The organism is Halorubrum ezzemoulense (assembly GCF_004126515.1).
GTDB lineage: Archaea > Halobacteriota > Halobacteria > Halobacteriales > Haloferacaceae > Halorubrum > Halorubrum ezzemoulense.
On record NZ_CP034940.1, the window covers coordinates 58814 to 81037 of the forward strand.

A 22224-nucleotide genomic window follows, 5' to 3' on the forward strand; every position below is an offset into this window, starting at 1 on the left:
TCCTACGTACCCCGAAGAGCCGCTAAAGGGTTTCGTTGCGCGTCGTCACTCCTCGTCGTCGCGCCGTTCGAGGTCGGCGACGATGTCGTACGGGTCGGTCCCCTTCCGGACCGAGTCGAGGATGAAGAACGCCTCGTCGGGCGCGAGGAAGTGCCGCGTCACCCCGCGGCCGAGCGGCGTCGGCTCGAAGCCGTCGATGAAGTTCCACTCCAGCAGCTTCCCGAGCGCGTGCTTGGTGGGGACCTCGCCGATCATCCGGTCGTTGAGGCGCTTCGCCTTCTTGCCGGCGACGACGACGTTCGCGAGCGTCTCCTCGGCGGCCGCGGTCTCGTCGTAGTGCGTCGCCACGTCCTCCATCTCGCCTTTCAGCAGGGTGAACGCCACCTCGTCCTCCGTGCGGTCCATCGACCCGTGGTAGACGCCGTCCGGCTCGACGAGGAGGTAGACTCGGCCGCGGTCGTGGTAGTCCGGGCGTCCGGCGCGCCCGAGCATCTGCGAGAACTCCTGGACGGAGAGCCACTCGATCCCCATCGCCAGCGAGTCGAAGATCACCTGTGAGGCGGGGAAGTCGACGCCGGCCGCCAGCGCCGCGGTGGTGACGACCGCCGAGAGGTCCTGATTCCCGAACATGCGCTCGACCTTCTTCCGGCGCCCGTAGTCGAGGCCGGCGTGGTACGGCGCGGAGTCGTACCGGAGCTTGCGGCTGATCTCGTGACAGCGCCGCCGCGAGTTGGTGAAGATGATCGTCTGCCCGCGGTACCCCTTCGACGACTTCGTGTCGAACTCGCGTTTTACGAGCTTGTCGGCGATCTGGGCCTTCTCACGGCTGTCAGCGAAGGTGACGTGGCGCTCGATGGGGACCGGGCGCTCCTCGTACTCGATGAGCGTCGCGCGGAGCTTCTCCGCGAGCCACTCCGGGTTCCCGACGGTCGCCGAGAGGTAGACGAACTGCGTCCCGTCGTAGCCCGCGCGGGTCTCCATCCGGTCCTCGCTGTAGTACTTCAGCCGGGAGATGAGCCCGTCGAGCCGGTGGCCGCGCTCGCCCTCCTTCAGCGTGTGGACCTCGTCGATGACGACCGTCCCCACGTCGCCGAGGTCCTTGCCCGTCCGGAGCGCGTGGTCGATCCCCTCGTAGGTGCCGACGATCACGTCGGCGTTCGGGTCGAAGCGGTTGCCGTCGTCGTTCACCCGCGAGGAGCCGACCCGGATGGAGACGTCGAGCAGGTCGCCGTAGCGGTCCTCGAAGTCCTCGTGCTTCTGGTTGGCGAGCGCGACGAGCGGGACCAAGAAGAGCAGCTTCCCGTCCCCCTTCAGCGCGCGGTCGATCCCGGTCAGCTCGCCGACGAGCGTCTTCCCCGTCGCCGTGGCGCTCACCACGAGCTGGTCGTCGCCGTCGAGCAGGCCGTTCCGCACGGAGAGACTCTGGACCGGCAGTAGCTCCTCGAAGCGGCCTTGGAGGTGCGAAGAGAGGTCCGGATGGAGGTCCAAGTCTTCGGTCCGGACGGGCGAGACGTCGTCGACGTTCGCCGACACCTCGTCGTACTTCGTGAGGTCGGGGTCGAGTCCGCCCTGGAGGAGACTCACAATCCGGTCGAGGTCGCCCGACTCGTACAGCAGCTCCTCCAATCGCTCCTCGGCCGCGCCCGTGAACTCCCCTTTGTACGACAGCTCCCGCTCTAGCTCCCGGCGGGCGCAGTCCCGACAGATCAGCTCGCCGTTGTGGTCGATGGCGTCCTCGCTCGTGATCGGCCCGTAGCGCCCGTCGCTCGCGCAGCGCCGGCAGGTCCGGACCGCCGTCGCCTCCAGCTGGTAGCCGTCGAGCATCTCCTTCAGCCGCGTCCGGTTCTCCGGCGAGGTCTGCTCGGAGATGCGGATCCGACCGGCCGCCCGCGCGAGGTCGACGAACTCGTCCGGCTGGCGGGGGTGGTCCTCCCCGTCGCGGATCACCCGGAACTTCCCCGGGCGTGGGCCCGCGGAGGTCTCCTTGAGTTCGAGCCGCCCGCGGAGCACGCGCTTGCCGTCGCGGTTCGCGACGACGGTGTAGTCGCTCCGCGCCTCGTGGAGGAACAGCGTCTCGACCTCGGCCAGCTGCTGTGACACTGCCGTGCGGTACGCGAGCGAGGTATTTCAGGTGTTCGGCTCGGGGATCGGAACCGGTTCGGAGACACGCGGCGCCGCGGCTACGTCACGCGAACGCGCGGAGAAAAACCCGCCTCACGGACGGGGTCGGGGTCGAGGGGTCTACGAGACGAGCAGCTTCTCGCCGCGGTCGACCGTGATCCGGCACGGCGGGGAGAGCTTGTTGTACGCGCGGCGGAACGCCTCCTTCACGACGGAGGCCTGCTCGACGTCGCAGTAGGCGGTGAACACGACGTCGTCCTTGTTGAGCCGCGCGGCGGTGCCGACGGGCTTGCCGAACGCCTGGCGCATCCCGTCGGAGACGCGGTCCGCGCCGGCGCCGGTCGCCTGCTTGTTCTCTCGGATGACCTGGTGGGGGAACTTGCGGAGGGTCATCTTGTAGTTGCCCTCGCCGAGCTCCTTGATCAGGTGGCGGTTCGCCGAGAGGCGCGCGCTCTCAAGCGACCCGTGTCGAACCTGGAGCTCCTCCTCGACGCGGAGGCTGATCTGGACGGGGTAGTCGTCCGGCTCCGCGGAGAGGTCGCCCATGTTGTGCTGGGCGATCTTCGAGCCGGGGATACCCGTGATGTACTCGCGGCGGGTGTACGACGGCTTGTCGATCGTCCGATACATAGAGGCGGGTTTGTCAGACATGGCTACTTGTCCGATGTAGCCCGCGCTGCGGCGATAAACCCTTCGATAGCGAGGCGTCCGCCGCGGCTCCTCGGGGAGTCAGCGCCGGCGATCCGCCGGATTGCGGTCTGCGTTGACACGCCGCCCGCTCACTCCTCCGGCGTCGGTTCGAGCGCGACGTGGTCGAACCCGCGCTCCGCGAGCCGCTCGGCGGCACGGTCGGTGACCGACGGGGCGACTAAGATTCCGCGCACCTCCGGCGAGTCCGCGTCGTCGGTCTCGCCGTCGTTCGCCTCGATCCCCAACTCCTCGCGGAGCGCCCGGACGTACCGCGCGAGCTGTCCCACGGCGTCCGGACCGACCCGGCGGCGCTTCAGCTCGACGACGACCGGCGTGCCGTCGGTGTCAACGCCGAAGACGTCCATCGGACCGGCGCTGGACGGGCGTTCGGTCTCGCGGGGATCGAACCCGGGCTCGACGAGGTCGGGGCGCTCCAAGATTCGGGTCCGGAGGTCCTCCTCGCTCCCGTGGAGCGTGAGGTCGCGGCCGCCGGTCACGGCCATCGCGGAGAGCTGGTCGATGGCCGCGAAGCGGACGGTCAGGGTCTCGTCGGGGTTGCTCCGCGTCGAGCGCACGCGCAGCCGTCCCTCGCGCACCGCGGCGCGGTGTTCCGACCCCGGCGGCTGCCAGTTGACGGGTTGCCGCCCCTCGTCGGTGTGGACGAGGGCAGCGCCGTCGGGCTTCAACACGAGCAGGCGGTCGCCGGCGCCCAGGTCCGAGGCCGCACGCCCCTCGTAGCTGACCGTACAGCGGCCGAAGACGCTGATCAGGTCGCCGCGCTCGAAGGCGTCCTCCAGCTCCCAGAGGGCCTCGCGGTGGCTCGGGTCGTGGACGCTCGTGACTGTCACTGGCCCTCGTAAGCGGTTGCGGGGGAAAAAGGACGCGAGCCGGGGCCGGTCGCCACCGTTCGGCGAGGCGACGCGCCGTTCGCCTCGCCTCAGTCGCCGCGCCGCGACACGACGATGCCGGCGACGAAGAGGACCGCGCCGAGCGCGAACGCGGCGACGCGAAGCGTCGTGTCGGAGACGAGGATTCCGGCTAACACCGAGACACCGAATCCGGAGTGTAACACCGCGGTGAGATTCATACGTCCGGTACAGTCGCGCGGCACAAAAGCGGGTCGAACCGGCGGGCTCGGCGGTCGCCGTCCGGCCGGGTCAGGTCCCGTGTTCCCAGCTCCCCATGTACTCGCGCTGCTCGTCGCTGAGGTCGTCGTACTCGACGCCCTCGGCGGCGAGCTTGATGTCCGCCACCTCGCGATCGAGCTCGTCGGGCACGTCGTGGACGCCGGCGTCGTACGCGTCGCCGTTGGCGGCGAGCTCGCGGACGACGACCGCCTGAACGCCGAAGCTCTGGTCCATCACCTCGACCGGGTGGCCTAAGGCGATGGGCGCGGCGAGGTTGACGAGGCGGCCCTCCGCGATGACGTTGAGCACGCGGCCGTCGGGCATCTCGAACCCCTCGACGCCGTCGCGGACCTCGTAGCGGTCCACGGCAAGGTCGTCGAGGTCGTCGAGGTTCACCTCCACGTCGAAGTGGCCGGCGTTCGCGAGCAGGACGCCGTCGCTCATCTCCGCGAAGTGCTCGCGGGTGATCACGTCGCGGTTGCCCGTCGTCGTGATGAACACGTCGCCCTTCGCGGCGGCCTCCTCCATGGGGAGCACCTCGTACCCCTCCATGTGCGCTTCGAGCGCCTTCCGCGGGTCGACCTCGCAGACGATGACGTTCGCGTTCTGCCCGGACGCCTTCTTGGCGACGCCCTTCCCGCACTGGCCGTAGCCACCGACGACGACGTTCTTCCCGGCCCACGAGAGGTTCGTCGTCATCGCGATGGTCGCGAGCGACGACTCGCCCGTGCCGTGGACGTTGTCGAACAGCTGCTTCATCGGCGTGTCGTTGACGGCGAAGACGGGGTAGTGGAGCTCGCCGTCGGCGTCCATCGCGCGCAGGCGGTCGACGCCCGTGGTCGTCTCCTCGGCGCCGCCGACGATGGAGTCGATCAGGTCGGGGTACTCCTCGTGGACGAGTTTCACCATGTCCATCCCGTCGTCGACGGTGACGGTCGGCTCGTGGGCGATGCAGGCGTGCATCGCGTCGTAGTACTCGTCGTCGTCGACGCCCCGCACGGCGTAGGAGGTGATCGACTCGTGGTCGTCGAGCGCGGCCGACACGTCGTCGTGCGTCGAGAGGGGGTTACACCCGGTGATCGCGACCTCGGCGCCGCCCTCGGCGAGCAGTTCGACGAGGTTCGCCGTCTTCGCCTCGACGTGCATCGCCATCGCGATCGTCTCGCCGGCGAGCGGCTGCTCCTCGACGAACTCCTCGCGCAGCGCGTTCAATATCGGCATGTGCTGGAGCGCCCAGTCCATCTTCCGGCGGCCCTCTTCCCGGGCCGCATCGACGTCGGAGAGGTGCTGTGACACCGGCGGATACGCGGTTTCGCTCATACCTCTCGGTTCGCTCACGGCGCACTAAACCCTGCCGACACCGGAGTGCGTCCGCAAAATGAGAGTCGGTCTCGGCGACCGTCGCCCGCGTTACCGAACCGAGCTGCGGACCGCGTCGTCAGTTCCCGCCCGGGCCGCCAGCGTGGTCCGGCGGTCCGCCCTCGCCGTCGTCATCGTCGGCTTCCTCGTCCGCTTCGTCTTCGTCAGCGTCCTCGTCGGCTTCCGTTTCTTCCTCGTCCGCTTCGTCTTCGTCAGCGTCCTCGTCGGCTTCCGTTTCTTCCTCGTCCGCTTCGTCTTCGTCAGCGTCCTCGTCGGCTTCCGTTTCCTCCTCGTCGGCGTCGTCTTCAGCCTCGTCTTCCTCGCTCTCCTCGTCCTCTTCGTCTTCCGCGCTCTCCTCGTCCTCTTCGTCCTCGTCGGCGTCCTCGCCCTCTTCGTCGGCGTCGTCGTCTTCAGCATCACCCTCGGTCTCCTCGGCATCGTCGCCGTCCTCCTCGCGGTCGGGGCCGGCGTCGGACGGCGGGCCGCGCTCGTCGTCATCCTCACCGTCGGGACCGGCGTGATCGGGCGCGTTACCGGGCGCGTCGGTCTCGTTCCCGGCGTCGTCGCCATCGTCCGCGTCGTCCGGACCGCCGGGGCCGCCCGCGTGGTCCGGGGCGTTACCGGGGTTGTTCTCCGTCACGAAGTCGGAGACCGCGCCACCGATGCCGCCCTCGCGGTCCTCGATGTCCTCGATGAACTCCCGGACGAGCTGGCCGAACGGCTGCCCCTCGGCCTCGTCCTCGTCGCCGACGGTGAGGTCGACGGTCGTCGAGACGCTCTCGCCCTCGTACGCGGCGGTCACCTCGACCGTGACGTTCTCCTCGGCGGCCGGGAGGCCGACGGTTCCGTCTTGGTCCGTCTCGTACTCGCCCGCGCCGGCGTAGGTGGCGTTCTCGTCGACGGTCGCGACGGTCACCGAGGCGTTCTCGACCGCGGTGTCGTCGTCGGTGACCGTGACGACGGGCTCGCCGTCGGTGTCGTCGACGGCCACTTCGAGGCCGTCGGGCGCCTCGATGTCGACCGTCTCCGAGGCGCTCTCGTTGTCGTATTCGGCCGTGACGTTCACCGTCACGTCCTCCTCGGCGGCCGGCAGCGTCACCGTGCCGTTCGCGTCGGTCTCGTACTCGCCCGCGCCGGCGTAGGAGGCGTTCTCGTCGACGGCCGTGACGTTCACCGAGGCGTTCTCGACCGGGTCGTCGTCGTTCGTCACTGTGACGACGGGCTCGCTCTCGGCGTTCTCCACGTCGAGTTCGAGGCCGTCGGGCGCTTCGAGGTCGACCGTCGTCGAGGCGGTGTCGTCGCCCGCGGCGGCGGTCACCGCGACGGTGACGTCCTCCTCGGCGGCGGGAAGGTCGACCGTGCCGTTCGCGTCGGTCTCGTACTCGCCGGTCCCCGCGTACGACGCGTTCTCGTCGTCATCGTCGACGACGCTCACGACGACCGTCGCGTTCTCGACCGCGGTGTCGTTCTCGGTCACCGTGACCGTCGGTTCGCCGTCCGCGTCGTCGACGGCCACTTCGAGGCCGCCGTCGGCGGCCGCGACGCCCGTCGCCGCGACGCCCGTCACGGCGCCGAGCGCGACGACCGCGGCCAGTAGGATCGCTCTCGTGCGTTCGCTCATGTCCACTCGGGTCCAGTCCCCCTTTCCGTATAAAAAGCGAAGTCGCTTAACGCGGTTTAATCCGGTTTGTATCCGGGTTAACGGCGCTGCTGCGTCTGTTTTGGTTGATCGCCGTTAACGCGAGTATCTCGGTCGTGATTCCCCCATTCGTTGTAGTTTAACGCCTCACGCCAGCGCCGTCTGCTGATTTGAATATCGTTGGGACTACCTGTCAGAGAAACCCGGTGGCTGCTGTGAGTTACGAACCACCGGATTCAGTGATTGTCGACCGGATCAAAAGAGCGTTTCCCTCTGAGGAGTTGCGCGAGCGCGCTCGCGCAACGAATCTCGTCCAACGAGAGCGCAAGTTCGACACTGTCGCGTTGTTCTACACCCTCTCACTGGGTTTCGCTGCTGGATCAGATCGCTCTATTCAGGCATTTCTCGAACGGTTTGTCGAAATGGCTGACTGTGACGAACTCGCTTATCCAACCTTCCACGGCTGGTTTTCACCCGCGTTCGTTGCACTCCTGCGAGAGATTCTCGATGACGCCATCGAGAATCTCGAACCGGGACAAACCGACCTCAGCGGACGTCTCGAACGCTTTCGAGACGTCCTCATTGTTGACGCTTCTATCATCACACTCTACCAAGACGCTACAGACGTCTACGCAGCGACTGGCGAAGATCAAGCTGGCGTGAAGCTTCACCTCACAGAATCACTCTCAACCGGACTTCCTACGCGTTTTCAAACGACTGACGCCAAAACGCAGGAACGGAGCCAGCTACCCACCGGCGAGTGGGTAGCTGGCGCACTCGTCTTACTCGATCTCGGCTTCTACGACTTCTGGTTGTTCGACCGTATCGACCAAAACGACGGCTGGTTCGTCTCACGGGTCAAAGATGACGCAAACTTCGAGATCGTCGAAGAGCTTCGCACATGGCGGGGAAACAGTATTCCACTCAAAGGCGAGTCGCTGCAGGACGTCCTTGACGACCTGCAGCGACAGGAGATCGACGCTCGGATTACCCTCTCATTCGACCGCAAGCGAGGGTCGGGCGTCAGCACGACCCGAACGTTCCGACTCGTCGGTGTGCTCAACGAGGACAGCGATGAGTACCATCTCTACCTAACGAATCTTGCCAGAGACAACTACCACGCGCCCGATAGAGCTGTGCGATATCGGGCGCGCTGGGAGATTGAGCTGCTGTTCAAGGAACTCAAATCGCGCTTCGGTCTCGATGAGATCAATACGACAGATCCCTACATCATCGAAGCGCTGATCATCGTAGCGGCGCTCTCGCTGCTGATGAGCCGCGTTATCGTGGATGAACTCCGCAAATTAGACGCAAAGCGGCAGGGGAGCGACGACGACGCGGCCGCGTCGTCGACGCGTCTTCCACGTCGTCGGTGTTCTCATGCGCTCGAACGTCACGCACACCTAGTCCAGCTGTACCTGATGCTGGATCTCGGGTATGAACTGCCAGATCTCGACGAATTGCTGTTGTGGTCGTCACGAGATCCAAATCCACATCGACCAAGATTACGTGAGCAGGTTGAGTCAGGCGAGTTCTGGTAGAAACTCGCCTGACGAGCCGGTTAGCTCAGAGGTAGGTAGTAGCGACAGCTCTGGATCGGCGACGCACTCACCGGAGTGAGTGCGCCGCCTTCAGAGAGTGACACAGATCTCAGCATCCGAGACAGAAGAACATCCGTTCAGTTCTCCGATCACGCTTCATTAGCGATTCGACTCAACACCGTCTTGCTCAACTATCCGCATAAACACCGCCTCGACGCGCCGCTAAACTACAACGGATGGTGATTCCCCAGAGTTCGCCCCCGATTCGGCTCGGTCGTCGCTCGCGCGCGACACGTTTCTCCGGTCGTATTCCGAGTCGCTCCCGCAGAGAACACGCCCAAAGCCCCCGTGGCTGCCCCTTTGAATCCCTCCCCGCCCGGCACCGCAGCCTCACGCCTCCCCAGCGTCGTCGGCCTCCCTCCGGTCGGCCGACTCCAGCGAGAATCGAAGATTCCCTGGCAGCCGGCGCTACGCGCCGGCGACCTCGCGCGTGCTGACGAGCGCCCGCAGGGCGCGAGTCGCACGCGCCACCGCAGTTCTATACATGAATAGCCGTGCGTCCGCTACGCCGAATCCACGCGGTCGACGAGGTCGCTCGCGGCGGCCGCGGCGCGCTCCTGTACGGCCGCGGCGTCCAGCGTCAGCACCTCTCGGTCGCGCATGAGAATGTCGCCGTCACAGACCGTGTGGCGCACGTCGCTTCCGCGGGCCGCGTACGCGAGGTGCGAGACGGGGTCGTGGACCGGCGTCAGGTGCGGCGCGTCGAGGTCGACGACGGCGAGGTCGGCGGCCGCACCCGCCTCGATCCGACCACCCGGGAGTCCGAGGGCGTCCGCGCCGCCGGCCGTCGCCATCTCAACGACCGCCCCCGCAGGGACCGCGCTCGCGTCGTCCGCGGCGAGCTTCCCGAGCATGGCGGCGTCGCGCATCTCGTCGAACACGTCGAGGTCGTTGTTCGAGGCCGCGCCGTCGGTGCCGAGCGCGACGGTCACGCCGGCCTCGCGGAGCCGCTGAACCGGGGCCATCCCGCTGGCGAGCTTCATGTTCGAGGCCGGGCAGTGGACGACCGCCGTTCCCGATTCGGCGAGCCGGTCGATCTCGCCGCCGCCGACGTGAACGCCGTGCGCGAAGAAGTCGTCCGGGCCGAGCGCGCCGAGGTCCTCGGCGTACGCGATCGGTCGCTCCCCGCGCTCGTCGACGATCGGGTCGACCTCGTCCGCCGTCTCGTTGGCGTGGAGGTGGACCGGAACGCCCGCCTCCCGCGCCTCCGCGACCCCCTCGCGGAGGAACTCCTCGCCGACCGTCGTCAGCGAGTGCGGCATGAACGCCGTGCGGATCCGGCTGTCCGCCGCGCCGTCAAGTTCGCGGGCGACCGCGAGGCTCTCCTCGACGTCCGCGCGGGCGTCGGCCGCGTCCTTGCCGACCGTCACGACCCCGTGGCCGAGCCGCGCGCGCAGCCCCGCGCGGTCGATGACGTCCGCGACCCGGTCCATCGCGAAGTACATGTCCGCGAACGCGGTCGTCCCAGATCGGATCATCTCCAGCGCGCCGAGCTCCGCGCCCGCCTCGACATCGTCCGGCGTCAGTTCGGCCTCCGCCGGCCAGATGTCCTCGCGGAGCCACGGGTCGAGCGGTTTGTCGTCTGCGTACCCGCGGAGCAGCGTCATCGCGACGTGCGTGTGCGCGTTGACGAGCCCCGGGATCACGAGCGACCCCGACGCGTCGAGCGTCTCGTCGGCGTCGGGCGGCGCCTCGCCGTCCGCGCTCACGTCTCGTACCTCGACGATCCGCCCGGCGTCGCGGTCGATCGTCACGTCGGCCTCGGTCACGGAGCCGTCGGGGCGGAGGACGCGGCCGCCCGTCACGCGAAGCGCGTTCATACGGACCGATCCCGCTCCCCGAACCAAACGGCTTCGGTTCCGCCGGGCCCCTCCGAAGCCTCTTAAGCCGGCGCCGCCGCAGTGCGGGCATGGCAACCGACGCCCAGCAGGCGTGTTTCGAGGCCGGGATCAAGTTCGGCTCGCTGTACCACCAGTTCGCCGGCACGCCGGTCAGCCCGTCGAGCACGCGGAGCATGGAGACCGCGATGGCGGAGGCAATCGAGAACCAACCGCACTGCGAGGCGGTGACCGTCGACATCCACGACGACCGCGTCGCCGACGCGATCGACCACGAGAACGGCTACACGGAGCTCACCGGCTCGCTGATGGACGTGGAGATGCGGATCGCGTACGAGGGCGTCACGGTTCACACGCGGATGGCGATGGAAGACGGGTACCCGCTGATGGAACTGGTCGACGTGGTCGACGACTGACGGCGAGTCGTTACGGTCCGGGGGCGCCGACTCGGCCGGTCCGACCGTCGCGGTCCGGAGAGTCAGGGCCAACCCTGTCCGACGCGGACCCGATCGCCGTCGACCCGAACGCTTAGTACCGCGACCCGCCTACCGCAATCCGAACGCGGCCGACGCTTCCGATTCCCCGCTTTCAGAGACGCTCATGGTCGACAGACGCCACGACGGTCGGACGGATCGCACCGGCTTCGACGAGACGAAGAACTACCTCTCGACCGCCCTCGGCCGCGTCGTGCCGCGGGCGGTGGCGCGGCGCGCGCTCGAGGTGAGCGTCAGCACGGACGCCGCCGAGTACGCGCCCGACGAGCCCATCTCGATCACGGTCATCATCCGCAACCGCCTGCCGGTCCCAATCGAGGTCCCGACGACGACGCGTCGCTCGTGGGGGTGGGCGGTCGACGGCGTCTTGGAAGCCACCGACAAGCGACGCTACATTCGCGGTGAGGAGTCTTCGCTGTCGTTCCGCGCCGGCGAGACGAAGCGGGCGACGGCCACGTGGAACGGTCGCTTCCGCCGCACCGCCGACGACGGCGGGCTCGACCGATCGGTCCGGGCCGATCGCGGCGACCACACGATCTCCGTGTTCGTGCCGGTCCCCGGCGCCGACGAGCGCCACGAGGACGCCACGCAGATACGGATCCGCTGACGCCGCCGGTGACGTCAGCGAGCGGGCCGCCGAGGCGCCGCGCGGCGAGGTGATTTTTAAAAAGGGTCGGCGGTCAGTCGTCCGCTTCGGGCGCTTCCGTTCCGGGCCGCGCCGCGCCGCCTACCGTGGCCTCGTCTACCGCGGTCGCGACCGCCTCGTCGCGGCGCAAGTGACACGCCGAGTAGTGGCGGCCGTCGCCGATCTCCGACTCGATCTCGTAGGCCGGCCGGGCCGTCGCGCAGACGCTCTGGTCCGCGAACCGCTCGACGAGGATCTGCTCGGCGTCCTCGAACTCGTCGCGCTCGATGTGGCCCAGCGCCTCGTCGAGCAGGGTGCCCGCGTCGCCGCTCGGGACCGCGTCCTGGAAGTACCGCGACCGGAGGACATCCGGATCGGTCTCCTCGAACGCCCGGCGCTCGACCGCTCGCTGGAACTCGACAAGGTTCCGCCAGGCGCCGTCGCTCATGTCGTACTCTTCCGGCTGGATCACCTTCGGACAGCGGGTCCGGAACCGGCAGCCCGAGGGCGGGTCGATCGGCGACGGCACGTCACCGGACAGGAGGGCGGTCCGCCCCCCGCTCCGCGGATCCGGGACCGGAATCGCGTCGAGGAGCGCCTGCGTGTACGGGTGCTGCGGGTTCTCGAACAGCTCCTCCTTGTCGGCGAGCTCGACGATGTTCCCGAGGTACATCACCGCCACGCGGTCGGAGATGTGGCGGATGACGCTCAGGTCGTGCGCGATGAACAGGTACGTGAGGTCGAACTCCTCTTGCAGCTCCTCCATCGTGTTGAGCACCTGCGCCTGGATCGAGACGTCGAGCGCCGACACGGGCTCGTCGCAGACGATGAAGTCGGGGTTCACCGACAGCGCCCGCGCGAGGTTCACGCGCTGGCGCTGCCCGCCGGAGAACGCGTGCGGGTACCGATTGTAGTGTTGCGGGTCGAGCCCGACCTTCTCTAACAGCTCCTTGGCGCGCGCCTCGCGCCCCTCCTCGTCGAGCATGCCGTGGGCCTTCATCGGCTCCTCGACGATCGGCCCGACCTTCATCCGGGGGTCGAGAGAGGACTGCGGGTCTTGGAAGATCATCTGCATGTTCTTCCGCATCCGTCGCAGCGGCTCGCCGGACAGCGATGCGAGGTCCTTGCCCTGGAAGTAGACGCTTCCCTCGGTGGGTTCAAGCAGCCTGAGGACGGTACGGGCCAGCGTTGACTTCCCGCAGCCGGACTCGCCGACGAGCCCCAGCGTCTCCCCTTCCTTGATGTCGAAGTCCACGCCGTCGACGGCGCGGACATCGGAGGTCGACCGGGAGACGTACGGGAACTCGTCGTCGAGCTGGACGCCCGCGAGGAGTCCACTCTCGTTGTCGAAGTGCTTCTTGAGGTTCCGCACCTGGAGGAGCGCCTCGGGGTCCGACTCTGGCGGGCCGACTTTGGTCATTCCGCCTCACCCCCGGTCTCGGTGAACCCGGCGGAGAACCCTCCGGTCGCCTCCGTGTCGATCGGGGGACTCGTGTCGTACCCGATGTCGAACGCGTCGTGTTTCACGCACGCGGCCGTGTGCGTCCCCTCGGCGTCCCCGCTCATCTCCCGCGGCTCGGGGTGGACCTCACGGCACACTTCTCGGGCCTCGGGACACCGCGAGTGGAACCGACAGCCGGAGGGCGGGTCGATCGCCTCTGGCATCACTCCCTTGATCGGCCTGAGCTCGTCGACTGTTTCGTCGGGGCGCGGCATCGAGTCGAGCAGCGCCGACGTGTATGGGTGTTTCGTGTCGTAGAACAGATCGTCCACCTCCGCCTGCTCAATTATCTCGCCGAGGTACATCACGTTCACCCGGTCGCAGATCTCCGCGACGACGCTCATATCGTGGGTAACCCAGATGAACGAAGTATCGTACTTCTCTTGGAGGTCCTTCACCATCTCCAGGATCTCGCCTTCGACCGTGACGTCGAGCGCGGTCGTCGGCTCGTCGGCGATGATCAGGTCGGGCTGACAGGCGAGCGCCATCGCGATCAGCACGCGCTGTCGCATCCCGCCAGAGAACTGGTGCGGATACTCGTCGTACCGCGACTCCGGCGCCGGAATTCCGACCTCCCGGAGAATGTCGATCGCCTCCCCTTTCGCCTCGTCGGTGCCGAGGTCGCGGTTAATTTCGATGAACTCTCGGAGCTGCCCTCCGACGGTGAAGACGGGGTTCAACGACTCCATCGGGTCCTGGAAGATGATCGCGATCTCGCGGCCGCGGATCCGTTTCCGCATCTCCTCTTCGGTGAGCATCTCGTCGCGCGGGCGCAACTCGCCGCCGCCGTCCTCTTCGAGGCCGAAGATCGTCTCGCCTTTGAACTTGATCTCGCCGCCGACGATCTCGCCGGGGCTGTCGACCAGCCGGAGGATACTGGAGGTCGCGACGGACTTCCCCGCGCCCGACTCGCCGACGAGCCCGACGATCTCCCCCTCGTGAACGTCGAAGGAGATGCCGTCGACGGCGCGGACCGTCCCGTCCTCGGTGAAGAACTGCGTCTTGAGATCGCGTACGCTGAGTAGTGGTTCGCTCATATCAGTTGTTGATCCGCGGATCGAGGGCGTCTTGGAGGCCGTCGCCGAGAATGTTGAAGCCGATGACGGTGATCAGAATCGCGATACCGGGGAAGATGCTGAACGTCGGCGCGGGGAGCATGTACCCCCGCGAGGCGGACAGCATCTGCCCCCACGATGGCGTCGGCGGCTGCGCGCCGAAGCCGAGGAACGAGAGTCCGGCCACGATGAGGATGCTTACCCCGACCTGAAGTGTCGCCTGGACGAGCACTGGGGCGAAGCTGTTGGGGATGATGTGCCGGAAGATGATGTTCCGGTCTTTCACCCCGGCCGCCCGCGCGGCCTCGACGTAGTCCTCCTCACGGATGGACACCACGCGGGACCGGATGAGACGGTTGAAAACGGGGATCGCGGTGATCCCGACGCCCACCATCGCGAACGTGAGGTCCCGGCCGAACGCGGTCATGAACGCGATGACTAAGACGAGGAACGGGATGGCGTAGATAGTCTCGGTGACGCGCTGGAGCACGTCGTCGATCCAGCCGCCGTAGTAGCCGGAGACCGCGCCGATGACGGTACCGCCGCCGAGGCCGATGGCGGTCGCGAGGAACCCGACCGTCATGGCGATCCGCGTCCCGTAGATTGTCCGGGAGAGCAGGTCGCGGCCCCGGTGGTCGGTGCCGAGCGGGTGTTCGAGTACGCCCTGTCCGAACTGGTTCTCCATGCCGACCGGCGGGAGCAGCCGCCGCACGTTCTGTGGGTCGGTCTCCGGATTATACAGCACCGCCTCAGCGATGGCGTAATCGAGAACGTAGTAGTCGAACGCGGCAAAGATCGCGACGAACGTCATGAACCCGACGATGTAGGTCCCGATCCGCGCCGTCGTGTCCTGTCTGACCTGCTTCAGCGTGTACCGGAGCCCGACGCGGGCCTCGACCTCGTCTGGCCCACCGCTCTCGTCGCTGTTGTCCGGCGTGTCGTCGTCCGAAGTTGCGCTGTTGACAGACATTACTCGTCACCGTATGTGACCCGCGGGTCGAGGTAGCTGTACGTGATGTCCGTGACGATCACGCCGATCACGTAGACGAACCCAAACACGAGCGTCGTGCCCATGATCAGCTGGTAGTCCTGATTGTTGATCGCAGTAATGATCAACCGGCCCATCCCCTGAATCTCGAAGACGGTCTCCGTGAGGACGGCGCCGCCGAGCGCCGTTGAGAGCCCCAGGCCAATGATGGTGATCACCGGGAGCTGCGCGACTTGGAACGCGTGCTTGCGCACGATCGTCGACTCGGGCACGCCGTACGCCCGAGCGAGCTTCACGTACTCGCCCTGGAGCGAATCGACCATCGACGAGCGCTCGATCCGGGTGATCTGCGCCATCTGGAGCGTTCCGAGCCCGATCATGGGTAAGAAGAGGTGATGCGCCGTCTGGCGTAACACCCCAATCCGCGTCGCTGCCCCCCGCACGTCCGCCGGGTCGGCCCACGGGAGGACGAGCCCTCGCGCGGGGAACCATCCGAGGTAGAACGCGAAGACGATGATCAACACCAGCCCGATCCAGAACGACGGCGTCGAGACGCCGATGAGCGAGACGATCCGCGAGACGTGGTCCGCCGGCTCATTGCGCCGCTTCGCCGAGATCACGCCGAGCGGGATCGCGGTGACGATCGCGAACGCGAACGCTGACAGCATGAGCAGCAGCGTCACTGGGAGCCGGAGCAGGATCATCTCCAAGACAGGGCGGTCGTAGTAGATACTAAGCCCTAGATCTCCCGTTGCGACGCCGCTGAGGTACGTGAAGTACCGAACGTGTATCGGTCGGTCGAGGCCGTACTGGGCCCGGATCGCCTCGACCTGCTCCTGTGCCGGCGTTGGCCCCAACATGATCTCGACCGGATCGCCGGGAATCTGGTTGGCTAGGAAGAAGGTTATCGTCACGATACCTATCAGTACGGGTATCGCCTGTGCGAACCGCCGGAGTGTGTACCGAAGTAAACTCACTGTCGTGGATCTCTTGTTGCTTCGACTCGGTTTTTGCTGTCGCTTATCTGTTTCGCTCCCGCCGACGTGCCAATTTGGAGCCGCAAGCGGGCAGCCGACCCCGCCGCCAACCGCCCAAGAGGGCACACTTACGGCCCAACCCGCTCCGAGCGCGCACCGCCCGGGTCCGCTCCGTGGGTCCGATCCCCAAACCTCCGGGGCCGGTTATCGGTTCACAGTGACGCCGTCCAGCTGGACCTCCGACGAGATCGGGTGCGAGCTGAAGCCCTCCACCACGTTGCGCACGCCGTAAGAGTTGTTCAGGTTGTACGCCGGCATGTGGACGCGCCCTTCGAGCAGCGTCGTCGTCGCGTCGATGTAGAGCTGGCGACGCTCCTCGCGGTCAGACGACTCGCGGGCCTGCGTCAGCATCTGCGAGGCCTCGTCGTAGTCGTGGAACGTCCCGTTGTTCGTGCCTTCCGTTTCTTGGCTCAGCAGGTTGTACGCGAACGTGTCTGGGTCCGGCGAGCCCGACCAGCCAAGGGTGTACATGTTGTAGTCGTCCTCGCTACCAGTGACGTACGCGTCGAGGAACGTCCCCCAGTCGAGACGCTGGACTTCGACATTCTGGAAGCCAGCATTCTGGAGCCCGTCGCCGATGGAGATGCCGATCTGCTCGCGCTTGTTGTCCGGCGGCACGATGATCCGCCAGTTGTAGTCCATCGAGACCCCGGCCTCCTCGAACAGCGCCTGCGCCTCTTCCAGGTCCTGATCGTGTTGAATGTCCGACCACTCGTCGGTCGGGAAGTCCCACTCCTCAGAGATCGAGGCCGGGTAGGGGCTATGTTGGCGGACGCCGGCCGGCTCGACGAAGTTCTCGACTGCTTGGTCCATCGAGACGCAGTAGTCGACCGCCTCGCGGACGAGCGGGTCGCTCGTCGGTCCCTCGCCGCAGTTGAACGCGAGATAGAAGTACCCAATCCCCGGCTCTTCTGTCAGCGTGGCGTTCTGGTTCCCTTCGACCGTCTCGTACAGCTGCGGCGGAATCGATTCGACGATGTCGACGTTCCCAGTCTCCAGCTCGGTGACCCGCGTCGTCTGTTCGACTATCGGCTCGAACTCGACTGTGCTGATCTCCGGGAGGTTATCGCTGTCCCAGTAGTCGTCCCACCGCTCCAGCGTCGCGTAGCTCTCCGGCTCCCACTCGGCGAGCCGGAACGGCCCGGAGGTGACCGGGCCCATGTTGTACGCGTCCGTGTCTTCCTGTCGGACGGAGGCGTTGACGACGTTCCGGGCCATGGCGATCGTGAACGCGCCGTACGGGTACGAGAGGTCGAACTGTGCGGTTTTCTCATCGATCACCTCCCCGGTATCGATCATGTCGACTTCTGATGCGTTCTCGGTCTGTTCCTCGACGGGCGCCAGCATCGTGTGAACGACATCTTCCGCGGTGACGGGATCGCCGTTCTTGAACTGGGCGTCCTCGCGGATCGGGACGATGAAGCGCGTGCCGTCGCGCTCGACCGTCGGCATGTCCGCGGCGATCTTCGGCTCCAGACTGACGCCGTCGCTGTACTCGTAGAGCCCGTCGAAAATCCGCCCGGCAATCTGCGCGGACGGCACGTCGTTCATGACGACGGGGTCCATGTCGAGCGGGCCCTTCGCCTGCGCGAAGTACAGGGTCGGGGCGCTGCCGCCGTCGGAGCCGTCCGAACCGTCACTGCCGTCAGAGCCGTCGCCGTCTGAGCCGTCCGAACCGTCGCCGCCGTCCCCCCCACCGGCACACCCGGCGAGCAGGAGGGAGGTGCCGGCTGCTCCGCCGGCGAGGACCTTCCGTCGCGAAATGCGTTGTGTGTGTTGTCGACGCATACAGTCGTCCACTTGTTTCTATTTAATAAGTACTTTGGGTTGGCGTGGTCGTATGGTCATCTCTGTTCGCTTTGTTGTCCTTTTGTCCATACGTACTCCGTCGAACTCCGTCCGAATCAGGGAGAAACGGCTGCCATGATCCGAAATTTATTGATATATCAGTGGATAAAAATCGGACAAAATACTGATATTTTGCGTGCGGCACGCGACCGGCGAGTCAGTTTGAGTGCGGCACCCGACCGGCGAGTCAGCGCTCGCTCGGCGCCGCGTCCTCCGCGGCGTCTCCGGTGCCAGTCACCGTTCCGACCCCTTTGCTCGACCCCTCGCGGAAGACGAAGCGCTGTCCCTCCTCGATCAGGTACGGCCGGAACTTGAACCGGACGCGCGCCTCGCCGGTGTCGCCCGGGAGCAGTCGCCCCTCGTCCGGGAAGAACGCGGCCGCCTCGGAGACGGTTTCGAGGTGGACGACCGGCTCGTACCCCTCCTGAATCCGCGTCGGGTGGTTGAGTACCATCACCTCGGCGTCGAACTCGCGGACCGGTTCCGGCTCGCTGTCTCGGGGGACCAGCGCCATCCCGCGTTCGATCTCCGCCTCGTCGACGCCCTTCAGCGCGATGCCGACGATCCGCCCGGCCGTCGCCTTGTCGACCCGGTGGTAGTGCATCTCGATCGACCGCACCTCCACCTCGCGGAACGAGCCGTCGGGCATGGGCCCGAGGAGGAGCTCGTCGCCCGTCTCGACGGTCCCCGAATTCACCGTGCCGGACGCGACGGCGCCCACGCCCGTCACCTTGTAGCTGCGGTCGACGTACATCCGGAAGGCCTCCCGGTCCGGCGTCGCGCGCTTCGGGAGGCGCTCGAACAGCCGGTCGAGCGTCTCGACCCCGTCTTTCGTCACCGCGCTGGTCCGCAGCAGGGGGACGACTCCGTCGCCGACCTCCGCGACCGCGGTGTCGACGCCGTGCCGGTCGACCAGCAGCGGGGTCTGGCCCGCGTCCCGGAGCATCGACTCGACCTCGCGCTCGACCGCGGCGAGCCGGCCGTCGCCCACGGCGTCCGCCTTCGTGATCGCGACGATAGTCGGGAGCTCGGTCGCCAGGAGGATGCCGAGGTGTTCGCGGGTGGTCTTCGTCGGGCCGTCGTCGGCGGCGACCACGAGGAGCCCGTAGTCCAGTTTCTGGCCGACGATCCCGCGGATCGTCGTCCGCAACCACGGCTCGTGGCCGACGGTGTCGACGAAGGAGACGAGCCGGTCGGCGGCCTCGACGACTCCCGCACGGTCGGACTTGCGGTGGGGGTTGTCCATCCTGACCGGCTCGTTGGCGCCGTCGGCGAAGCCGTACACCGCGTACGAGAGGTCGGCCGAGAGGCCGCGCTCGACCTCGTGGGGCTGGACGTCGAGGAAGCCCCGCGTACCGCCCTGCCCGTCGTCGGCGCGCCCGGTGACCAGCGTCCCGACCAGCGTCGACTTGCCGTGGTCGACGTGGCCCGCCGTGCCGACGACGAGGTGGTCCTCGTCGGCCTCGAACACGCCGCCGTCGCGGAGCGTGGCGAGCCCCACGAGGCCCGCCTCGTCGCCGTCGCCGCCGGAGCCGGCGCTCCACGTCTCGGCGTCGGCGATGTGGGCGTCGGCCTCGTCGGCCAAAAGCGAGAGCACGTCCATGGTCTCGGAGAAGGCGTCGGGGGAGACGCCGGCCAACCCGCCGTCGTCGGTCACGCCGAGGACGTAGGTAGCCTCGCCGTCGCCGGAGAGGACACGGTGGCGGAGCTGAGCCACGAGCGACTCCATGCGCCCGTCGGCGAGGTGGACCTCGCGCGTCAGGCGCTCCTTGAACTCGATCGCGCCGCCGTCTCGCTCGCCGCGCTCGATGGCCCGCCGGAGGGCGGACCGGTCAGCGCTCATACCGACTTGTAGGCGACAGCCGGGCTTAACGGTTTTCGTGCTATGAGTCCTCACGTCACGTGATCGGTACCGAGGCGTCGGGAGCGCCCGGGAGCCGCCACCGTACGCTTGCCCGCCGACCCCCGACGCACCCTTTAAGCGGTCGCCGGCGGGAGCCGATGTATGGACACCTCGGTCCCCAGCGTCTCCGAACGCCGCGTCCACGTGGTCCCGCTCGGGTACGAGCGCGACCGGATCGTCGAACCGCTCCGCCGCCACGGCGCCGACGTCGCGTACCTCCTCGTCGACGCCCCGGACCGCGACGCCGCCCGCGGCGACGTTGACTTCGACGCCGCGCAGGCGGTCGACCCCGGTGACATCCGCATCGATCCCGACGGGCTCACGGCCTACCAGCGCGACGCGTGGGCGGCGGTCGCCGAGTTCGCCGAGGTCCGCGCGATCCCCGTCGCCCACGCGGACGTGTACGACGTGCTCGGCGTGACGACGACCGTCGCCGCCCGCCACCGGGCGAGCGCCGAGGACGGCGACCGGCTCTTCGGGAACGTCTCGACCGGACCGCGGATCGCCGCGGTCGGCGTCGCGCTCGCCTGTATGATTGTCGGCGCGCGGCCCTACAGCGTCGAGCCGGAGCGCCACCGCCACGACCGGCGCGAGGAACCGCTCACGACGGGCATCGAGCGCACGGTCGACCTCCCGATCTACCCCATGGACGCCCCAACGACCGACCAGGTCGCGGTGCTCGGTCGGCTCCACGACCGCGCCGAGGGGAACCTGACCACCGACAAGTGGAACCTGATCGAGTGGGCGCGCGAGCGCGAGCTGTCGTTCCTCCGCGAGGCGGGGGAGAGCCGGACGGCGAAGTACCGCGCCTTAGAGACGCACGTCCTCTCGCCGCTGCGGGAGCGCGGCTACGTCGATCTCGAGGACATCGGGCGCTCCGACACGGTCCGACTCACCGAGACCGGTCGCCGGGTCTTCTTCGCGTTCAAGCACAAGCTCGACGGGCGGTAGCAGGGCGGCCCAGACGAAACGGTCGACACGCAAACCGCGAGTCGTCCGACCCAACCGCTCTGTTCGGTCTATCCGTACTGTCAATAGCTAACGTAGAATTATCCCCCGCACGTCGATCCAGATGCGTGACGCCCGCCGGACGGTCGGGGTGCCCTCCCTGCCCTCCACACCGCCTGTCCGCTATCAGCCGCCGGTCGCCAGCTCCCTCTCGGGGCGGCCGGTCCCCGCTGACGCCGCCGCGCCCGCCCGGCGGATCGTCACGGCCGACGGGTCGCCCGTCGGCGCTTCTCCGACTTACTCCTCCGTCAGGTCGACGTAGGTCCGCCGGACGGTCACCGGCGTCACGCCGGCCACGTCCGCGGCCGCCTGCTGCGTACACTCCGCGTCGAGCTCCCGGGCCGCGGTGTACAGACAGGCGGCCGCGACGCCGACCGGGTTTCGGCCGTTGGCGATCCCTTCCTCGACGGCGCGCTCGGCCAGCTCGCCCGCCCGACGCTCGACGGCGGGATCGCAGCCGAGGTCGCTCGCGAACCGCGGGAGGTACTCCGCGGGACCGCTGGGCGCGATCGGCAGGCCGAGTTCGCGGTTCATCGCGTCGAAGGCGGCCTGGTGCTCGTCCTCCGTCGCCTTCGCCTCGGCGCACACCTCGCCGACCGTGCGGGACACGTCGGCCGTCCGGCAGGCGACGTAGACGCAGGCGGCCGCGAAGCCCTCCAGCGAGCGCCCGCGGAGCAGGCTCTCCTCCTGCGCGGAGTCGAACAGCGCACAGGCGGCGTCGCGGACGCTATCGGGCAGGCCCATGACGCCGGTGAGCCGCCGGATCTCGGTGTACGCGTACACCTTGTTGCGGTCGCGCTTCGTCGAGATCTGCGCGCGGTTGTGCTGGGTCCGCATCCGGGCGAGCCGGCGGCGCTTGCGCCCCTTCACCTTGGTCGACCGGCCGATCTCCGTCGAGAGCCCGCGGTCGTGGCGGGACCGCGTCAGCGGCGCGCCGGTGCGTTTCGGATCCGTGTCCTCGTCGTCGAACGACCGCCACTCGGGGCCGTGGTCGATCCGGTCGGCGTCCACGACCAGCCCGCAGTCGGCGCAGACGCGCTCCGCGCCGTCGACGCGCGTGCGGCCGCCGCACTCGGGACACGTCTCGCGGTTTCCGGTCTCGGCGGCGGACGCGGTCTCGGACCCCTCGGCGGCCGCTGTGCGGTCCGCGGTCGCGGCACCGTCGGCGGTCGCCGAGCGGTCCGTCGTCGCGACGTCGTCGGTATCTGTACGGGGCGAACGAACGCGGGTCGAGCGTGCGTCACTCATCACACGTCGAACTCCGGCCCGAAGCCTTACTTAAACCCGGGCGAATCGGCGGTCGATCGGCCGGATCGGCGCCGCCGAACCGACCGGTTATCGGTCGGTGATCGCGGCGGCGACCGCGCCGCGGTACGGTGGTTTTAATATT

Annotated in this window: 18 protein-coding genes; 4 read left to right on the top strand and 14 right to left on the bottom strand. The window is 67.7% G+C overall.

Annotated features, from left to right (window positions below):
* Positions 1 to 45 precede the first annotated feature (45 nt).
* From EO776_RS00290 to EO776_RS00310, 6 genes are all read right to left on the bottom strand, one after another.
* A complete protein-coding gene (locus EO776_RS00290) occupies positions 46 to 2100 on the bottom strand; it encodes a DEAD/DEAH box helicase (protein WP_049932853.1) in 2055 nt (684 codons plus the stop codon).
* Between the two features lie 141 nt (positions 2101 to 2241).
* The gene (locus tag EO776_RS00295) at positions 2242 to 2772 is read right to left on the bottom strand and encodes a 50S ribosomal protein L16 (protein WP_004599151.1); all 531 of its coding nucleotides are present in this window, start codon (positions 2770 to 2772) and stop codon (positions 2242 to 2244) included.
* Between the two features lie 128 nt (positions 2773 to 2900).
* Positions 2901 to 3659, bottom strand: a complete 759-nt coding sequence (gene nucS, locus EO776_RS00300) for an endonuclease NucS (RefSeq protein WP_094521180.1) — start codon at positions 3657 to 3659, stop codon at positions 2901 to 2903.
* 89 nt (positions 3660 to 3748) lie between these two features.
* Positions 3749 to 3898 carry a hypothetical protein gene (locus EO776_RS18730; RefSeq protein ID WP_167373095.1) on the bottom strand — a complete coding sequence of 50 codons (150 nt, stop codon included), beginning with the start codon at positions 3896 to 3898 and terminating at the stop codon, positions 3749 to 3751.
* Positions 3899 to 3968: 70 nt separating this feature from the next.
* Positions 3969 to 5258: an adenosylhomocysteinase gene (locus EO776_RS00305; protein WP_094521181.1), complete on the bottom strand. Its 1290-nt coding sequence runs from the start codon at positions 5256 to 5258 to the stop codon at positions 3969 to 3971.
* 118 nt (positions 5259 to 5376) lie between these two features.
* A complete protein-coding gene (locus EO776_RS00310; RefSeq protein WP_186279036.1) occupies positions 5377 to 6918 on the bottom strand; it encodes a DNA primase in 1542 nt (513 codons plus the stop codon).
* 224 nt (positions 6919 to 7142) lie between these two features.
* On the opposite strand from EO776_RS00310, the gene EO776_RS00315 reads away from it, so the two are divergent.
* Positions 7143 to 8477: an IS4 family transposase gene (locus tag EO776_RS00315; RefSeq protein ID WP_129452284.1), complete on the top strand. Its 1335-nt coding sequence runs from the start codon at positions 7143 to 7145 to the stop codon at positions 8475 to 8477.
* 563 nt (positions 8478 to 9040) lie between these two features.
* Here EO776_RS00315 and EO776_RS00320 read toward each other — a convergent pair.
* Positions 9041 to 10357 carry an amidohydrolase gene (locus tag EO776_RS00320; RefSeq protein ID WP_094519595.1) on the bottom strand — a complete coding sequence of 439 codons (1317 nt, stop codon included), beginning with the start codon at positions 10355 to 10357 and terminating at the stop codon, positions 9041 to 9043.
* Between the two features lie 89 nt (positions 10358 to 10446).
* On the opposite strand from EO776_RS00320, the gene EO776_RS00325 reads away from it, so the two are divergent.
* Both EO776_RS00325 and EO776_RS00330 read left to right on the top strand, forming a co-directional pair.
* The gene (locus EO776_RS00325) at positions 10447 to 10791 is read left to right on the top strand and encodes a dihydroneopterin aldolase family protein (protein ID WP_086219306.1); all 345 of its coding nucleotides are present in this window, start codon (positions 10447 to 10449) and stop codon (positions 10789 to 10791) included.
* Positions 10792 to 10975: 184 nt separating this feature from the next.
* Positions 10976 to 11476, top strand: a complete 501-nt coding sequence (locus EO776_RS00330) for a hypothetical protein (RefSeq protein ID WP_049932848.1) — start codon at positions 10976 to 10978, stop codon at positions 11474 to 11476.
* Positions 11477 to 11549: 73 nt separating this feature from the next.
* Here EO776_RS00330 and EO776_RS00335 read toward each other — a convergent pair whose 3' ends face one another.
* From EO776_RS00335 to EO776_RS00360, 6 genes are all read right to left on the bottom strand, one after another.
* Positions 11550 to 12914: an ABC transporter ATP-binding protein gene (locus EO776_RS00335; protein ID WP_094519594.1), complete on the bottom strand. Its 1365-nt coding sequence runs from the start codon at positions 12912 to 12914 to the stop codon at positions 11550 to 11552.
* Positions 12911 to 14032 (bottom strand): ABC transporter ATP-binding protein, encoded by a 1122-nt coding sequence (locus EO776_RS00340; RefSeq protein ID WP_049932846.1) that lies wholly within the window; start codon positions 14030 to 14032, stop codon positions 12911 to 12913. The genes EO776_RS00335 and EO776_RS00340 overlap by 4 nt, the downstream gene beginning before the upstream one ends.
* 1 nt (position 14033) lies before the next feature.
* Positions 14034 to 15020, bottom strand: a complete 987-nt coding sequence (locus EO776_RS00345; RefSeq protein WP_049932845.1) for an ABC transporter permease — start codon at positions 15018 to 15020, stop codon at positions 14034 to 14036.
* A complete protein-coding gene (locus EO776_RS00350; protein WP_222104443.1) occupies positions 15020 to 16015 on the bottom strand; it encodes an ABC transporter permease in 996 nt (331 codons plus the stop codon). The genes EO776_RS00345 and EO776_RS00350 overlap by 1 nt, the downstream gene beginning before the upstream one ends.
* Positions 16016 to 16219: 204 nt before the next feature.
* Positions 16220 to 17863 carry an ABC transporter substrate-binding protein gene (locus EO776_RS00355; protein WP_049932843.1) on the bottom strand — a complete coding sequence of 548 codons (1644 nt, stop codon included), beginning with the start codon at positions 17861 to 17863 and terminating at the stop codon, positions 16220 to 16222.
* 247 nt (positions 17864 to 18110) lie between these two features.
* Positions 18111 to 19766 carry a GTPBP1 family GTP-binding protein gene (locus EO776_RS00360; protein WP_094519593.1) on the bottom strand — a complete coding sequence of 552 codons (1656 nt, stop codon included), beginning with the start codon at positions 19764 to 19766 and terminating at the stop codon, positions 18111 to 18113.
* Positions 19767 to 19928: 162 nt separating this feature from the next.
* On the opposite strand from EO776_RS00360, the gene EO776_RS00365 reads away from it, so the two are divergent.
* Entirely contained in the window at positions 19929 to 20777 is an 849-nt protein-coding gene (locus tag EO776_RS00365) for an HFX_2341 family transcriptional regulator domain-containing protein (RefSeq protein ID WP_049932841.1), read from the top strand.
* A gap of 294 nt (positions 20778 to 21071) precedes the next feature.
* Here the strand turns inward: EO776_RS00365 and EO776_RS00370 are convergent, their stop codons facing one another.
* Positions 21072 to 22082, bottom strand: a complete 1011-nt coding sequence (locus tag EO776_RS00370; protein WP_094519592.1) for a transcription initiation factor IIB — start codon at positions 22080 to 22082, stop codon at positions 21072 to 21074.
* Between the last annotated feature and the right edge of the window lie 142 nt (positions 22083 to 22224).

Coding starts and splice junctions, on each gene's coding strand:
- EO776_RS00295 (WP_004599151.1), bottom strand. CDS start 2,772: ATGTCTGACAAACCCGCCTCTATGTATCGGACGATCGACAAGCCGTCG.
- EO776_RS18730 (WP_167373095.1), bottom strand. CDS start 3,898: ATGAATCTCACCGCGGTGTTACACTCCGGATTCGGTGTCTCGGTGTTA.
- EO776_RS00305 (WP_094521181.1), bottom strand. CDS start 5,258: ATGAGCGAAACCGCGTATCCGCCGGTGTCACAGCACCTCTCCGACGTC.
- EO776_RS00310 (WP_186279036.1), bottom strand. CDS start 6,918: ATGAGCGAACGCACGAGAGCGATCCTACTGGCCGCGGTCGTCGCGCTC.
- EO776_RS00320 (WP_094519595.1), bottom strand. CDS start 10,357: ATGAACGCGCTTCGCGTGACGGGCGGCCGCGTCCTCCGCCCCGACGGC.
- EO776_RS00325 (WP_086219306.1), top strand. CDS start 10,447: ATGGCAACCGACGCCCAGCAGGCGTGTTTCGAGGCCGGGATCAAGTTC.
- EO776_RS00330 (WP_049932848.1), top strand. CDS start 10,976: ATGGTCGACAGACGCCACGACGGTCGGACGGATCGCACCGGCTTCGAC.
- EO776_RS00335 (WP_094519594.1), bottom strand. CDS start 12,914: ATGACCAAAGTCGGCCCGCCAGAGTCGGACCCCGAGGCGCTCCTCCAG.
- EO776_RS00340 (WP_049932846.1), bottom strand. CDS start 14,032: ATGAGCGAACCACTACTCAGCGTACGCGATCTCAAGACGCAGTTCTTC.
- EO776_RS00345 (WP_049932845.1), bottom strand. CDS start 15,020: ATGTCTGTCAACAGCGCAACTTCGGACGACGACACGCCGGACAACAGC.
- EO776_RS00355 (WP_049932843.1), bottom strand. CDS start 17,863: ATGCGTCGACAACACACACAACGCATTTCGCGACGGAAGGTCCTCGCC.
- EO776_RS00360 (WP_094519593.1), bottom strand. CDS start 19,766: ATGAGCGCTGACCGGTCCGCCCTCCGGCGGGCCATCGAGCGCGGCGAG.
- EO776_RS00365 (WP_049932841.1), top strand. CDS start 19,929: ATGGACACCTCGGTCCCCAGCGTCTCCGAACGCCGCGTCCACGTGGTC.
- EO776_RS00370 (WP_094519592.1), bottom strand. CDS start 22,082: ATGAGTGACGCACGCTCGACCCGCGTTCGTTCGCCCCGTACAGATACC.